We start from the raw sequence: 15,556 nt of genomic DNA on the forward strand, positions 1-15,556 counted from the left end.
ATGTCCGCCACGTTGTTAACCCTGGTTGTTCCCGCCTATAACTCGGCACCCTACCTGCACCGGTGCATTGATTCACTCCTTGGTGAAGACCGTGTTGAGGTCGTGATTGTCAACGATGGATCCACCGATGACACTGCTGCAATCGCTGACGCCTACGCATTCGCACACCCCCAGGTCGTGCGGGTCATCCACCAGGTCAACGCCGGCCACGGTGGTGCAGTGAACGCAGGAATCGCCGCCGCACGCGGCGAGTATGTCAAGGTTGTTGACTCCGATGACTGGCTCAACCGTGATGCTCTACGCGCCTTACTATCAACGATCGTGGAGCAAGAGTCGCGTGGGGTGCGCATCGACGCGTTTATCACGAACTTCGTCAAGGAACGCGAGGGAGCACGTCACTGTCCGGCCACGCGGTACACCAATGTGATGCCGCAGGGCCGTCCATTTGGGTGGTCAGAAGTGGGCGCTTTCCGTACCCGACAACACCTCATGATGCATGCCGTGTGTTTCCGCACTGAGGTGATTCGCGCATCCGGATTGCAACTCCCTGAGCACACGTTCTATGTGGATAATCTGTTTGTTTTTGTGCCGCTGATCCACACCCGCACGGTGTACTACCTCAATGTTGATCTGTACCGGTACTTTATTGGCCGCGACGACCAATCAGTAGCTCACGACGTGATGATTCGCCGCTCCGATCAGCACGTGAAAGTCACTCGCCTCCTTCTTGATGCCATGCCGGCACGTGGAAGCGTGGATACTCAACTGTTCTCCTACCTCATCCACCACCTGGAAGTGGTCTGTGCCATCACGTCGATCGTGCTTCTGCACGCCGGTGGGCGAGAGAATCTCGCCACGCGCACAGCGTTGTGGAATGACATTCGCGCCAAAGACGCCTGGCTGCATGCCCGGTTGCGCCGGTCCCTGGTGGGGACCACAAGTAACCTACCCGGGTCCGCAGGCCGGAAAATTTCGGTGGCCGCGTATCACATCGCCCGGCGGGTAGTCGGGTTCAGTTAGTCGATCCTGCTCTTGCGTCACTGGTGTCTCCTGGGTCGAGCTCCCACCGGTCACCGGTGGCGACAATGTTCGCGGCCAACGGGATTTGGTGTGACGCAGACTCGACAATGTGCATGAGGTAGCCGCCCGTATTAGGGAACGCCACAATATCCCCCACGGCCACACCCTGCGGAAACACAAATCGCCGGCGTGCTAGCAGTTCCTCTTCAATGCAGTACGCCCCCACGAAGAACCCTGACCCAGGCTCGTTGGGTTCCCCCGCATCTGTGGGGCGTACGAGGACTGGATCCACCAAAAAATCTACCGACGTGGACCGCACCTGAGTGCGGTTCATCGCTAACCCCACCAGCGGCACCCCATCGCTTGTGTGTTTCCGGAACATCACCCGCGCCAACGTCATCCCGCACCCGTCAAGCATGGACCGGCCCGGTTCGCACCGTAACTCGATGTCACGGCTGGCCAGCGCATCGGCAATGGTGGTGTCCGGTGTGGGACGATCAGAGCCATGCCCGTCGTGCACGGTGGGGGCCGCAACCGGGCTGGTCACAATGTTCTCCAGCCACTCCCCACGCACCACATCCTGGTAATAGGGGTACACGGACGGCGACGGGCGATCAGCGCCCGCATCAACCAAACCCAAACGGTCCCCACGCCACGTCACCTCGCACGAACTCGCAGGTTGACGGTCAACAGCAGCCCAGAACTGGTGCCACTGCTCACCATTGTCAAGGTACGACATGGGGACACCACCACCCATGTCAATGAATGATGCCGGGCACCCGCGAGCGCGGAGGTCATCGATGGTGGTGATGGCGTGGCGGAGTGCGGTGGCGCGTTCGGTGGCGGAGTACCCGTTGAGGTGGAAGTGGAGTCCGTCGACGCTGATGTGGGTGTGGTTGGTGGTGGTGAGCCAGGTGAGCCAGTCGGTTGCAGGGAGGCCGAAGCGGGTGGGAGCAATGTGGGGGTCGGTGATGGCGAGGCGGAAGGCGATGTGGGCGGTTAGCCCGAGTGTGTGGGCGGTGGTGGTGACGAGGTGGGCTTCGTCGAGGTTGTCGAGGCTGATGGTGACGTTGTTGCGGAGGGCGTCGGTGATGGCGTCGCGGGTTTTGATGGCGGCGGAGAAGACGATGCGTGGGCCGGGAACCCCAGCGGCGAGGGTTTGGCGTAGTTCGCGGGTGCTGGCCACGTCGATTCCGGCGCCTTGGGTGTGGGCGGCGGTGACGAGGTTGAGGGTTTTATTGGCTTTCCGGGCGACGTAAACGGCGAACCGGATGCCGTGGTGGCTGGCGGTGTTGGTGAGTTCGGTGATGTTGCGGGTCAGGGGGTCAAAGTTGTGGATGTTGAGTGGTGACCCGTAGGTGTCGAGGAGGGTGGCGCACTGGTTGGGGTCGGTGAGGAGTGCGGTCATCCAGGGTTCGGTGCGGGCGGTGAGGGGGGTGACTCCTTGACACAGGAGTGGGGTGGACACTGGTGTTCCTTTCATCGTGTGTGGGTAGCGGGCTGGTGTGGTTGCGGCCGTGTGGAGGCGGGTGTGGATGGTCGCCGCCCAGGCGGCACAGTCGCCGTGGAGGGTGTGGTTGAGGGTGTCGTGTCCGATGATGGGGTCTTCGGTGGGTCGTCCTAGTGCGTGCAACCCGTGGGTGGGGGTTCCGTTGGCGTTGATGCAGGTGGTGGTGTGGTCGGTGAGGATCCCGCGTTCTCCAGGTCGGACGGTGACATCACCGTTGGTGAGCAGGGAGCGCCACAGGGGGTCGGGCGCATCGGTTGGCGTGGGTGTGTCCCCTTCCCACGGGCGCGGGTGTGTGAGCACTCCTGCTGGTTGTGTCACTGCTGGAACGATGTGTTCCTCCCCCACCGCCACCGGTGGTGTCACGGCCCATCGCAGGAGCCCGCGTTGGGTGAGCGCAATCAGTTTGCGCACTGTTTTTTCTGGTGGACCATACGCCCACCGTTCCGCGTTGACCGCTACGTGACGGAACAATTCCCACCCTGCGCGGGGACGTGGCCCGCGATTCAGCGACCCGATGATGTCGCGGTACCCCAGGTTCCACACCCGCCCCCACACCCACTGGGCGTCTGGTGGTTGGTCACCATGGTTCATGCGCAGGTGGGTGGTCATGCGCGCCAGCGCATCCGCAGACACTGGGTCGAAGGCAGGCACGGCACCGCTGGGGGTGATGTGATCTGGTTGGGTGAGCACGTCCCACAAATGCTGTCGAGACAGCACATCGGGCGCAACGTGGTGCGCCAAGCTGTGTGCAGCATCAAGGAGAATGTCCCACCAGCGCTGTGTGAGCACCTCGGTGGGAGGCACATCTACCAATTGGCATGTCACAGACCGCACTACCTCACCCCAGTGGCCTGGGGTGTGCTGCGGTTTCGGGGACAGCGGGATCCCGGACCGGGACAGCAATGTCACAACCCTCGGTTCTCTGCCTGAGGACACGTACTCCCACTCACTGGAACCTTCGTGACCGCGTGTGACCCACTGTCCCCCGCGCCCCTCGGTCACCAGCAACACCATGTCAATGCCGGTCAACGCGGCACCACGAATGACGACCTCACCACAATCGTCCTCACCCCAGTCACCCTCACCGGGTGCACCGCTCATCCCCACCGTGTCCCGAACCTGCTCATACACACCACACCCCACCGGGGTCCGGTGACCTGTTGCCAAGAGCACCGACCCCCACCCGCCAGACCGGGCACCGGACTCATCAACAACCGTCCAGGTCCCCTGCGCATCCGGCTCAACAGAAACCACACGCTGCGCAATATGGTGCACACTCAACCACGGCGATGCACTCAACGCACCCCACACCGCACGCAAATACTCACCCATCCGGGCGCGAGGGGGAAACTGCTCCCGCGCATCGGCACACTCATGCGACTGTGCCCACTGCACATACGACAACGGAAACGACGGACACGACAAGTCAACAATGCTCGCTGACACGTTCATAATCAGCGGAACCGGTGTCGCCGGATCCCACACAGCGCCTGGGCCAGCCTCCGCCGGATCCCACACGGACACCGGCACCTGGTTGTCGTGCCCGAGCACAGGCCCCCGATCACCACCAGTGGACCACGATTCACCGGCAAGCAGCCGCTCCAACTCCACCAACGCAGCCAACGCCTTCGGCCCTGCCCCCACCACAGCAACCCGACGGCACGAATCAGGCCGCGCATCTGTCCTCATACTCACCACCATTTACGCGGCATCCACCAACGTGACAAACGGGTTCGCTGCACTGAGCGACTCATCACGACTCACATCAAGACCATACGAGTCATGCACCCACTTGTCGTCATACACAGTGGGCAGATAAGGGACACCCCCATCATGCACAAGGAACACCCACCGCTCCGAACCAGACTGCGGATGCGCCACCAACGCGCGGCCCACCGCTGCAACCAGCGCACCCGTGGAGGCACCCGCCAAAATCCCCTCACGGCGAGCCAACACCCGACACCCGCGCACCATGTCCCGCTCCGCGATGCGCACCACCTCATGCGGGTGTGCCTGGCGCGACAATTCCGTCACAAACCCGGCCCCCAAGCCGGGTAACAACCGTTCCCCGGGGATACCGCCAAACAGTGCTGACCCCTCCGCATCCACCGCGACCACCTGGGTTGACACGCCCATGCCCTGCGCTGCTTCCACACACCCACGGACCGTACCTGTGGTACTCGTCGCCACAAACAACCGATCCGGAGCACCACCAAGTTCCGCACAGATCTCCGGGAAGGTACTGGCAGCATGCGCGTGCGGGTTTGTCTCGTTACCGTACTGGTTTGTTGTCAACGCACCAGGGATCTTGGCAATAAGTTCCTGGACCCGCTCAACCCTGGCCCACAACCGGTTCCCGTCACCGGGGGTCGGCACCAACTCCACATGGGCACCATAAGCTCGCATCACTGTGCAGGCCGCCACGTTCGCTCGCTCATCAACAACCGCAATGAATTGCACGTCACGCAACGCACACTGGCGGGCCAACGCCATCCCCAGATTCCCGGATGTTGACTCCACAACTGTGCCGCCCACCCGCAACCGCCCACTGGCAAATGCCGCATCGAGCAAGGACTGAGCAGTCCGTTCCTTCGTGCTTCCTGACACTTGCAGATTGTCGAGTTTTGCGAACACCTGGGGGCCCGCCGCACCAGCAAACAAGCGGTCGAGGCGCACTGTCGGGGTGGGCACAAAACCGGTATGCCCCTGGAGTTCGTGGTCAGCTCGATCGCTCACCTGCACAAGCTTGTTCACAGTCATTGTGTCTCCTCACTCCCTGACCCCGGTGGCGCCGGAATAGCACCTAGCAAGAGTGGCACCAAAGCAGAAGATCCGCTCGCTGAAGCGTGTGCACCCCCGATGGCCAGCGCAACGGCGCTGCGCCGGCTAGAATTCGCGCTTTTGGCCCATCACTGCATCACCCGAAGCCCGCCGCCAGAGGTCATTTCCACCGTCATGGTGATGCCAAGACGGTCAAGCACCCCGTCATCATGGCTCACCACAAGGAGTGCACCACGATACTCGGATAGCGCATCAACGAGCTGCGTGACTGTGTCCATGTCCAGGTTGTTTGTCGGCTCATCAAGGATGAGTAACTGGGCTGGTGGTTGGGCAAAAAGCAGCCGTGCAAGGTGGACTCGAAAGCGCTCACCACCAGACAGCGAACCCACGGGACGCAGCACCGTGTCACCACGCAACAGCAGCCGTGCACACTGGTTGCGTAACTCCCCCACGGTCATGTGGGGTGCGTAGGGGGCAATGTTGTCCAGAGCGCTGAGGTTGTCCTCCAATGCCATCAAGCGTTGCGGTAAATACCCCACCCGGTCGATCAATAACTCCCCGGTGGCTCCGCCTGGCATCGGCTCGGTGCGGTGGACAAGGTGCTGGAGAAACCTCGTTTTTCCGACCCCATTGGGTCCTACTAACGCCACCCGTTCCGGCCCTTGCACATGGATGGTTTGGTGCGCATCGTGTAACTGTGCGATCCGTCGGCTCCGTGGCACGTCAGGGTCGGGCAACGTGAGATGGATGGCTTCGTCGTCCCTCAGTAAGGACTGAGCGGCTTCCACCGCCATTTTCGCGGAGGCGATGCGTGAATCCATGAGTTGCCGGGTGGCGCCAGCTGTCGCTTCTGCTTTGCGCTTGAATCCCCCGGCAATGATCGGGGGCATGGAGGTGGATGCTTTACGGCCCTGTGCGGCACGGCGGGCCAGTTGTGTTTCTGCCTCTATTCGTTGTTTCTTTTCCACCTTCAACGCGTTTTTCGCGGTGCGGGCAGCTTGCTCCGCGGCTGCTTGCTGCGCAGCAAGGTCATCACTCCACGCACTGTAGGGTCCACCAAACGTGGTGAGGGTGCCTGCTCTGAGTTCTGTCGTGGTACCCATGATCTCAAGGAGAGCTGGATCGTGACTCACAACTACCAGCGTTCCCGGCCAATTTTCTATGTACCGATACAGGTGACGGCGGGTGGAACGGTCCAGGTTGTTGGTGGGTTCGTCAAGTAGTGTGATGGGTGCTGTGCGCAGGCGCAATCCGGTGAGGGCTGCGATCATCACCTGGCCACCAGAGAGAGTGTTCGTGCTTCGGTGAAGGGCGATGTTGGATAGTCCGACACTGTGGAGTTGTTCCATGGCGCGCGTTTCGATGTCCCAGTCATCACCGATGGTGTCGAAGTGGTGTTCTGCCACGTCGCCTTGCTCTATGGCCTGGAGCGCGGCGATTGTGTTGGTGATGCCAAGGAGGTCAGCCACGGTTGTGGCGGTGTTGAGGGTGAGCGTTTGGGGCAAGTAAGCCACATCGCCGATGCGGGTGATCGTTCCATCTGTGGGACTGAGTTCACCTGCGATGAGCCTCAGCAGCGTGGACTTTCCACTGCCGTTACGACCGATAAGACCCGTGCGCCCAGGCAAAAAAGTTCCTGACACCGAATCGAGAGCAACGCTCCCGTCGGGCCATTCGTAGGTGACATTGTGAAGAGTTACTGCTGGAGAAAGTTGTGATGACATAAGAACTCCTGGCACGCACTGCGGTGGTCAGCGTGCGGGTGTGTTGATGACGGATGCAAACAAGGACCGTGCTCAGTGCATGAGCAGGGCGCGTGGCGGGTCAATCAACGGAACATCACATGCGGCCACAGTAACCAGGTGTCGGTCAACGTGTCAGGTTTTTTATCGCCCTATGCCATGCACAAGGTTGTGCGAGATGCGGCGATCGGTTGGTGGACATCTTTCGCAAGGATGACGTGATGCCCACACTAGCCGGGACTTTTGACTCATCTTCAGCCCTACTTATTGACGGTCTGTCAATAGTGGACATACTGTGAAGGCATGAGGTCAATGGAGACCATTTCCAAGCCCGAACCAAGGACAGGTCATGGCTGACAACACACCACGCTCCACATCGAGAGCCCCACGAACCGCACCAGACGAACGGATGCGCGACATCACAAACGCCGCACGCCGCCTCTTTGCCACCCGTGGGATCGCACGCACCTCCTTCACCGACCTCGCCCGTGAAGTCAAAGTCGCCCGTGGCCTCATCTACCACTATTTCCCCGACAAAGACGCCATTGTCGATGCGGTCCTCGCCGACTACATCTCCGAGTTCGTGCGCGCCGTCGAAGAATGGGACGCCGCCCGAGAGCCCGGCAACATCGACAAAGCACTGAAAGACTGCATCACGGTTTTTCGCACCCACATGAGGTCCATGGACCCCATGCACACCGAACTCCAGCGAGTAGAAAATACAGGTCTCTACAACCGCTTCCTCCACCGCGCTGTCACCGCCATCGTTGACTGCCTCGAACTCACCACCATCGAGGCGTACGCCGCACGACACAAAATCGAAATCTCTCACGTCCGCGAAACGTTCTATGTTCTCATTTACGGGCTTGTTGGACTTTCCCGGAATAACCCTGCGGTCGGCGACGACGTCCTCATCGACATCACCCGCCAAATTCTGCGGCTGCCACCCGCACGTCTGACAACACTTGAGCCTCGGCACACACCTCACGGGGAGCCGCCTATGCCGGGCTAATCCTTCTTCCTACCGCGCGGGAACAGCTCAGAGGGGTCTGACATTATTCCCACTCGCCACCTCGATGTGGCATGTCATAAGGAGCACATCGTGTTTCTCTTTGAATCTCTCACCTGGTATCAGGTGCTCATGTGGTTTGTTGTCCTGGGGGCGCTCATAGGCCTCAACGAACTCGTCCGGTGGTCCAAAAAAGCCGCCATTGGTTTGTTTATTGTGCTGCCGATCCTGCTCACCATCTTCGTGTGGCCACAGACAGCAGGGGCCGGATCTTCCACCGGAACATGGTTCCACTGGGTGAAGGTGTACTCCGCTCTCGCCGGGTGTATCGGGTTCATGCTCATCCGATACAACGAACGGCTCGCCGCCAACAAATACATGTTGTGGTTTCCACCAGCCATCCTTGGCTTGAACATTCTCGAAGCGGTCATCCGCGACTTCCAGGTTGCCGGATTCGCTGAAGGCATGGTCGACGGCGTGTACATGATCGGTGGCCCCTGGAACATCATGAACGGTGTTGCCGGGATCTTGAACCTTGTCACCATCTGCGGGTGGGTCGGTATCTTCGTCACCCGAGACCGGTTCAAAGACATGCTGTGGCCAGACATGCTGTGGTTCTGGATCATCGCCTACGACCTGTGGAACTTCGCTTACGTGTACAACTGCGTTGGAGACCACTCCTTCTACGCAGGGGCGGCCCTCCTCATTTCCTGCACTATCCCAGCGTTCTTTATTCGCCGTGGAGCCTGGTTGCAGCACCGCGCCCACACGTTGGCATTCTGGATGATGTTCACCATGGCCGTTCCCACATTCGTGTCTGACTCAGCATTCGCGGTGGAGTCATCACACGACCCGACAGCACTGTTTGTGGTCAGCTTCATCTCGCTCATCGCCAACATTGCCGTGGTGATCTACCAGGTGCGCACGATCATCGTCAAGCGTCGTCACCCACTGCACGACGAACTGTACCCAGAACTTGCAGCGTTCCAAGCGATCGCGGCAGAGCGCACAGACGATGCGCACCCCACAGGCGGTGTGAAAGAACCAGTCACCGTTTAAGCACCAGTTTCTGTGCCGCTGTGACCAGTCGGGTGGTCACAGCGGCACAGTCGCTCCGTCTTAGTTGTGTTGTGCCCACCACTGAAGGAGACGCTCCTTGGCAGTGTCCTCATCCAGTGGGCCTTCATCCATCCGAAGTTCAAGTAAGTATTTGTACGCGAGTCCCACCTCACGCCCTGGAGCAATCCCAAGGATGTCCATGATCTGTTCGCCATTCAGGTCAGGGCGGATCGCATCAATTTCCTCTTGTTCCCGCAACGCAACAATGCGTTGTTCAAGATCATCGTAGGCACGCGACAAACGGCGGGCCTTGTTCTTGTTGCGGGTCGTACAGTCAGCGCGGGTCAACCGGTGCAGCCGCTCCAGGTGAGGCCCCGCATCGGTGACATAACGGCGAACCGCCGAATCCGTCCACGCACCTTCACCGTACCCATGGAACCGAAGGTGAAGTTCCACAAGCCGAGACACCGACTTGATCGTGTCTTTGTCAAACCGCAGGGCACGCAACCTTTTTGCGGTCATTTTCGCGCCAACAAGTTCATGGTGGTGGAAAGACACTGTGCCATTGGGTTCAAATTTTCGGGTCGCAGGCTTCCCAACGTCATGCATCAACGCCGCGAACCGTAACACAAGGTCAGGGGCTGGAACGGGTCCGTCAGGACCAGTCTCAAGGTCGATGGCCTGTTGGATCACCGTCATCGTGTGGGCATACACATCTTTGTGCCGGTTGTGTTCATCGCTTGCTTCTTTCATCCCGGGAACCTCAGGGATGACATGATGTGCAAGCCCAGTGTTCACCAGGACCTCAAGGCCAGTCACTGGGTGGGCACTGAGCATCAGTTTGGTTAATTCGTCCCGAACACGTTCTGCCGACACAATACTGATCCGCCCTGCCATGGCAGCAATAGCAGCGAACGCGTCCGGTTCTACGGTGAAGCCCAACTGCGCAGCAAAACGTGCAGCACGCATCATCCGCAGTGGGTCGTCATCAAAGGACTGCTCAGGGCGAATGGGGGTGCGAAGTAGCCCATGAGATAGGTCATTGAGTCCATCAAATGGGTCAGCGAAGGTGAGCTCAGGAAGGCGAATAGCCATCGCATTCACGGTGAAGTCACGTCGAGACAGGTCACCGTCGAGGGTGTCCCCGAACGCGACCAACGGTTTTCGTGAGGTGGGATCATACTTGTCAGTACGGTATGTGGTGATTTCTACGACAATGTCGTCACTGCCGTTGACGCCGTGACGCATCGCCCCGATGGTGCCGAACTCTTTTCCGATATCCCAGTGACTGTCACCCCACGTCCGTAGCAGCGCTTCGGTCTCATCCGGGCTAGCACTCGTCGCAAAATCGAGATCATGGGAAGTCCGCCCCAGCAACGCGTCACGCACCGGTCCGCCCACAATGGCAAGTTCGTGTCCCGCAGCGTGAAAGAGCTCGCCGAGTTCTATCACGGTGGGGTTCATGTGCTCCAGGACGGCGGTGACTCGGCGAAGGAGGAGGTCTCGATCAAGTCGTGGTGCTGGGTTGTGCGACGTCACGCGTGGTGCTCCTGGATGGTTGTTGGGTGTCAGTTCTCAGACCAGAATCATGTGGTGATTCTGGGTGGCTGTCGGTCAGCCGAGTCCCAAAGTCTCAGTGATGACGATAAGGTAACGGTATGTCCACCAACGAGCGCCCAGATGACCGATTAACGGTCCCTGCGCCGCCTGGTGGCCACCCCTTGAGGATAGACCCCAACGCCCGGCGCCACTTCCCGGTGTATCACAGCCCACACCACGCGCAGTCCTCGGATCTGCCCGTTGTGGAGGAAACCTCCGCTGGTGGATTAGTTGTCGCAATCATGGGAACCTCGTTCCATGCTGCGGTCATCGCACGCAGGAACCGTGCGGGACGCTTGGAATGGTGCCTCCCCAAAGGGCATTTAGAGGGTGTGGAGACCGCAGAGGAAGCTGCGGTGCGTGAAATCCATGAAGAAACAGGGATCATGGGTGTGGTGCGTCGCGCATTGGGGTCGATTGATTATTGGTTTACCGGTGATGATCGTCGGGTCCACAAGGTTGTTCATCATTACTTGTTGGATGCTGTGGGGGGGTTCCTTACAGTGGAGGGTGACCCGGATTCTGAGGCGGAAGATGTGGAGTGGGTCTCGTTTGCTGACCTGCAAACACGTCTCAGTTACCCTAATGAGCGGCGTCTTGCCGCGATGGCGCATGAGATTCTTCTTAAGCGTCGCCTAAATGATTCGCGGCCGCTGCCCCGGTTCCGTCCCCACCGGTGACCTTGGCGTGGCCTGTCTGGGACTGTGAGGACTAATGCGTCAGGGATTTTCTCTCGCGCTGTTCCGCCTGCGTGTGGTGTGGGTGGTGGGTGTTGTGTTGGCGATGCTGACTGCGAGCGTGTGGTGGGGTGCAACTCCTGCGGGGAGTTCTCCCCTCCTGAGTCGTTCGGTGGTTGCTGCTCCCCTAGCAACAGATGGTGGCGCTGACGCTGCTGCCGGTGATTCCATCAATGGGATGATGCGAGTTGCCCGGTTGTCTCCGATGCTGGTGAAACCGTCATCAACGGTGACCATTGAAGTGGTGGTCACGAACACGGGCGAGTCTACGATCAGTGACGCAACAGTGTCATTTAATCTCATGCGGTATCGCATGTCGACACGGTCAGTTCTCGATGCGTGGGAATCACAGGGTATTGATGCGATTGTGGGCAGCCACATGGGGGCTGATGAGTTACCAAACCTGAAGCCTGGTCAATCACGTCGTGCCTCGATTTCCGTCGATGCATCATCTTTTGGCCTACTTGGTGGGGAAACCGGGTGGGGACCGCGCGGGGTGTCCCTTGTGTTGGGCGGCACCCAGGACGGTGAGTACTCTGCCCGGCTAGACATGGTGCATACCTACCTTGTGTGGGATTCGCGTGACGAGAACGCGGAACCGCTGCTCGATGTGGCCACTACCGTCCCGATTGTGGGTCCAGCCGTGGCGACAGCAGACAGCACCCAGTCCGCTGTTCAGCGCGTGGAGGCCGCTATGGAAGGGTCGCGCCTCGCCCGGGTTCTCGACGTGGTCGACAACCACAGTGATGTCACATTGCTCGTTGACCCGGAATATGTGGAAGGGCTTGCCGATGCGGTCCTCACTCCCATGACCAGTCCAGTTGGCACCGAGGCCGGTGGTGAAAACAGCGACGACACCAGCACCGACAGCAATGACAGTTCCAGTGGAGATGGAGACACAGCCAATGATGACAATGCGGGCACTGACCAAAACCCTGACTCCCCACTGAACAATGACAGTGAGGGTGACGACCCAGACCAAGGTGATGGTGACGGTGACACCTACGAACCGACCATCGAACAACAATCAGCGGCCACCTGGTTAGACACGTTCACCACGTTGGACAACCACGAGATTTTCTCGTTGTTTCCCTTTGATGGAGACCTCGCCGCCTACGCGGCAGCAGGCGGGACACCAGCACCTATCAGCCTGGACAACTACAGCACCCCCGCCATTGAACGCTGGAAAACAGGGGTTGCATCGTTCGTTGGGGTCGCCCCCACCCTGGCCGACGTTGCCTCCTCGGTGCGAGCCGGACAACCGTGGGTCCTCGCAGACCCGGGCACGATCGAGGAAAGCGCCACCCGCACGTTCACAGACTCAGCCGCCATTGATGTCACCACACCCGCAGGTGACGCAACAGTTCTGCTACCCGACGAAGAACTCAGCCAGCAACTAGCCTCCCCAGGAACCACAAACCCCGTGCTCGCACGGCAACGGTTTGCCGCTGAATTTGCGGTCCTTGGTAAGGAACGCCCCAGCGAACGTCGCTCTGTCGTGCTCAGCACACCGCGCACCTGGGATCCCAACACCGATGTTGCCCAAGCCCAACTCGAAGCAATCGGCTCACTACCTTGGGTGACGGAAGTGTCCCTCGAAGAACTCGCCACAAACGCTGCGCGAGCAACAGACACCTCCGTGGCCATCCAATCACCAGAATCAACCGCCGACCCTAGAGCCGGACTACCTGACACCACGCTCACCGAAGAACTCCTCGACGCCCGTGCACACATCGATGATCTTGCAACCCTCACAGACGACCCAGCAGCAGTCCTTCCCGAGACACGTGCCACTCTGAGCGCACTCCTCTCCGTTGCCTGGCGCGACCACCCCATGGAACGTTCCACGCTCCTCACCGAACTACGCGAACCCCTCCTCGCAGGAGCAGAAGCAGTCGACGTCTCCACGAACCCCGACATCAACCTCATCTCCACTGGATCAGAGATCCCATTGACGGTTCGCAATCGCTTCGACCAGGATGTGTCAGTGACAGTTCGCCTCATGCCCAGTGAATCAACACTGCAGGTCACCGACACCGTCAGCGTGATCGTCCCCGCCTACTCCTCAACAGGCATTCGGGTGCCCGTCGAAGCAGCAGGCTCAGGAGACGTCACCGTCGCCATCGACATCCTCAACGACAACGGCGACGTTGCGCGCAGCGCGCAACCCTTTACCGTGCGGGTGAGAGCCGACTGGGAAAACACCGGAACCCTCGTTCTTGGGGCTCTCCTTGTCCTCCTCCTAGGTGGCGGCATCATCCGAACCTTGCGCCGAGGACGCTCCCAAAAACGCACTGACGCCCAAGCTGTCCACGAAACCATTGAACGCGTGAAAGCGGAAACTGAAGGCGGACCAGCCGCCGACACCGACGGCGGCCACCACCAACCCGACGAAACCGCGCCACACGCCACACCCACAGACACCAAGGAGACCCCATGAGTTCGGGGACACCCACAACCGACAACTCGCAATCGTTAGGGAAAAGCTCCCTCCTCATGGCCTCAGGCACGGCCGTGTCACGTGGGTTAGGACTCATCCGTAACATCTTGCTGGTCGCGGTTCTCGGCGCTACCGGACTCACCGCAGACGCCTTCGACGTCGCAAACAAAATCCCCAACATTTTGTACGCAATGATCGCCGGTGGGGTACTCAACGCCGTCATCGTCCCGCAAGTCACCCGCGCCTACCGGGCAAAAAACGGTGACGAACAAGTGGACAAACTCCTCACCTTCTCCGCAACCATCCTGCTGGCACTCACCCTGATCTGCACAGCCGGAGCAACCATCATTGTCGCCCTCTACACCTCCAATGACTGGACCACCGAACAAACCAGCCTCGCCGTTGCCTTTGGGTACTGGTGCATTCCCCAACTGTTCTTCTACGGCCTCTACACAATCCTTGGTCAAGTCCTCAACGCCAGGAAACAATTCGGGCCCTACATGTGGGCCCCGGCACTCAACAACGTCATCTCTATCATCGGATTTGCGCTGTTCCTCTGGATCTTTGGCCCCCATGCCATCACCGAGGTGGACGCACTATCCGAATGGACCGGCCCTAAAGTCGCCGTCATCGGGGTGTCCGCAACCGCAGGTGTCATGGCACAGGCGCTCATCCTCCTGGTCCCGCTCTACCGGTCCGGATTCCGTTGGACCCTCCGCTTTGGGTTGCGCGGATTCGGGTTACGCACCGTAGGCAAAGTGGGGTTGTGGACCACCCTCGCTATCCTGCTCGACCAACTCGCAGTCTGGATCACCACAAAGATCGCCACCGCAGCACCCGACGCATCAACCGCCGGTGTCGACGTCGTCGCAGGGAACGCCGCCTACACCCAGGCGCTCATGATCTACCTGCTGCCCCACTCGCTGGTCACTGTCTCCGTTGCCACCGCACTGTTCACCGGGATGAGCGCTGCAGTCAACGCAGGTGACATCAGTAAAGTCCGCGAACTCGTCTCCCAAGGACTGCGAGTCATCGCCGTCTTCACTGTTTTCGCCACCGCACTCTTCCTCGTTCTCTCCGTCCCCGTCACCAAAGTCATCATCCCCACACTGAGCCCAGCAGAAGTCGGCCCGGTGTCCCGGGTGTTGTTTGCCATGGCACTGGGACTCGTCCCCCTCGGTGCAATGGTCATGATGAAATGGGTGTACTTTGCCTTCGAAGACGGCCGGTCCGTTTTCCTCTTCCAAATCCCCGTCGTCATTGTTCTCATCGGTGGAGCAGTCGTCACCATGCTCACCACCCCCGGGGAATGGTGGGTATTCGGCATTGGGCTGTCCATGGCCGCCTCCAACCTTGTTGCCGTTGTCCTGCGCGTACGAGGAATTACCGAACGACTCAACGGACTCGATGTCGCACGTATTGTCAGGCTCCACGTCCAACTGGTTGTCGCTGCTGCCGTCGCCTCGGCTGGTGGTTACCTCGTCCTGCGAGTATGGGGCTTTACCGCCGACAACACATGGTGGTGGGCAGTGTTCATCTGCATTCTTGTCACCACCGTCATGGTTGCTCTCTACGTTCTCACCCTCCAAGTGATGCGCGTCCAAGAGCTCACCGCACTTCTTACCCCCATTCGCCGCAAAATTTCACGACGCTGAGACG

Annotated in this window: 10 protein-coding genes; 6 read left to right on the forward strand and 4 right to left on the reverse strand. The window is 59.8% G+C overall.

From position 1 onward, the window contains the following. Positions 1–1,020 (forward strand): glycosyltransferase family 2 protein, encoded by a 1,020-nt coding sequence (locus JDEN_RS12725; protein WP_015772779.1) that lies wholly within the window; start codon positions 1–3, stop codon positions 1,018–1,020. On the opposite strand, the gene JDEN_RS13285 is transcribed toward JDEN_RS12725, so the two are convergent. The 3 genes from JDEN_RS13285 to JDEN_RS12740 form a co-directional block, all read right to left on the reverse strand. After that, the gene (locus JDEN_RS13285; RefSeq protein ID WP_049754496.1) at positions 1,013–4,219 is read right to left on the reverse strand and encodes an FAD/NAD(P)-binding protein; all 3,207 of its coding nucleotides are present in this window, start codon (positions 4,217–4,219) and stop codon (positions 1,013–1,015) included. The genes JDEN_RS12725 and JDEN_RS13285 overlap by 8 nt on opposite strands. A gap of 12 nt (positions 4,220–4,231) precedes the next feature. Then, positions 4,232–5,290, reverse strand: a complete 1,059-nt coding sequence (locus JDEN_RS12735; RefSeq protein WP_015772781.1) for a pyridoxal-phosphate dependent enzyme — start codon at positions 5,288–5,290, stop codon at positions 4,232–4,234. A gap of 149 nt (positions 5,291–5,439) precedes the next feature. Next, positions 5,440–7,035 carry an ABC-F family ATP-binding cassette domain-containing protein gene (locus JDEN_RS12740; RefSeq protein ID WP_015772782.1) on the reverse strand — a complete coding sequence of 532 codons (1,596 nt, stop codon included), beginning with the start codon at positions 7,033–7,035 and terminating at the stop codon, positions 5,440–5,442. A 367-nt stretch (positions 7,036–7,402) separates the two neighbouring features. Between JDEN_RS12740 and JDEN_RS12745 the strand changes: the two genes are divergently transcribed. Together JDEN_RS12745 and JDEN_RS12750 are read left to right on the forward strand one after the other, a co-directional pair. Next, positions 7,403–8,065: a TetR/AcrR family transcriptional regulator gene (locus JDEN_RS12745; RefSeq protein WP_015772783.1), complete on the forward strand. Its 663-nt coding sequence runs from the start codon at positions 7,403–7,405 to the stop codon at positions 8,063–8,065. Positions 8,066–8,155: 90 nt separating this feature from the next. Continuing rightward, a complete protein-coding gene (locus JDEN_RS12750) occupies positions 8,156–9,121 on the forward strand; it encodes a DUF5692 family protein (protein WP_015772784.1) in 966 nt (321 codons plus the stop codon). Positions 9,122–9,181: 60 nt separating this feature from the next. Here the strand turns inward: JDEN_RS12750 and JDEN_RS12755 are convergent, their stop codons facing one another. Further along, entirely contained in the window at positions 9,182–10,585 is a 1,404-nt protein-coding gene (locus JDEN_RS12755) for a CCA tRNA nucleotidyltransferase (protein WP_083775234.1), read from the reverse strand. Between the two features lie 194 nt (positions 10,586–10,779). Here JDEN_RS12755 and JDEN_RS12760 point away from each other — a divergent pair, with 194 nt between their 5' ends. The 3 genes from JDEN_RS12760 to murJ are packed head-to-tail and all read left to right on the forward strand — an operon-like array spanning position 10,780 to position 15,552. After that, entirely contained in the window at positions 10,780–11,400 is a 621-nt protein-coding gene (locus JDEN_RS12760) for an NUDIX hydrolase (RefSeq protein WP_015772786.1), read from the forward strand. A 34-nt stretch (positions 11,401–11,434) separates the two neighbouring features. Continuing rightward, positions 11,435–13,897, forward strand: coding sequence for a DUF6049 family protein (locus JDEN_RS12765; protein WP_015772787.1), 2,463 nt, complete (start codon positions 11,435–11,437; stop codon positions 13,895–13,897). Then, entirely contained in the window at positions 13,894–15,552 is a 1,659-nt protein-coding gene (murJ, locus tag JDEN_RS12770; protein WP_015772788.1) for a murein biosynthesis integral membrane protein MurJ, read from the forward strand. Before JDEN_RS12765 ends, murJ begins: the two co-directional genes overlap by 4 nt. Positions 15,553–15,556 lie beyond the last annotated feature (4 nt).

This window comes from Jonesia denitrificans DSM 20603, assembly GCF_000024065.1.
In the GTDB taxonomy this organism is placed as follows: domain Bacteria; phylum Actinomycetota; class Actinomycetes; order Actinomycetales; family Cellulomonadaceae; genus Jonesia; species Jonesia denitrificans.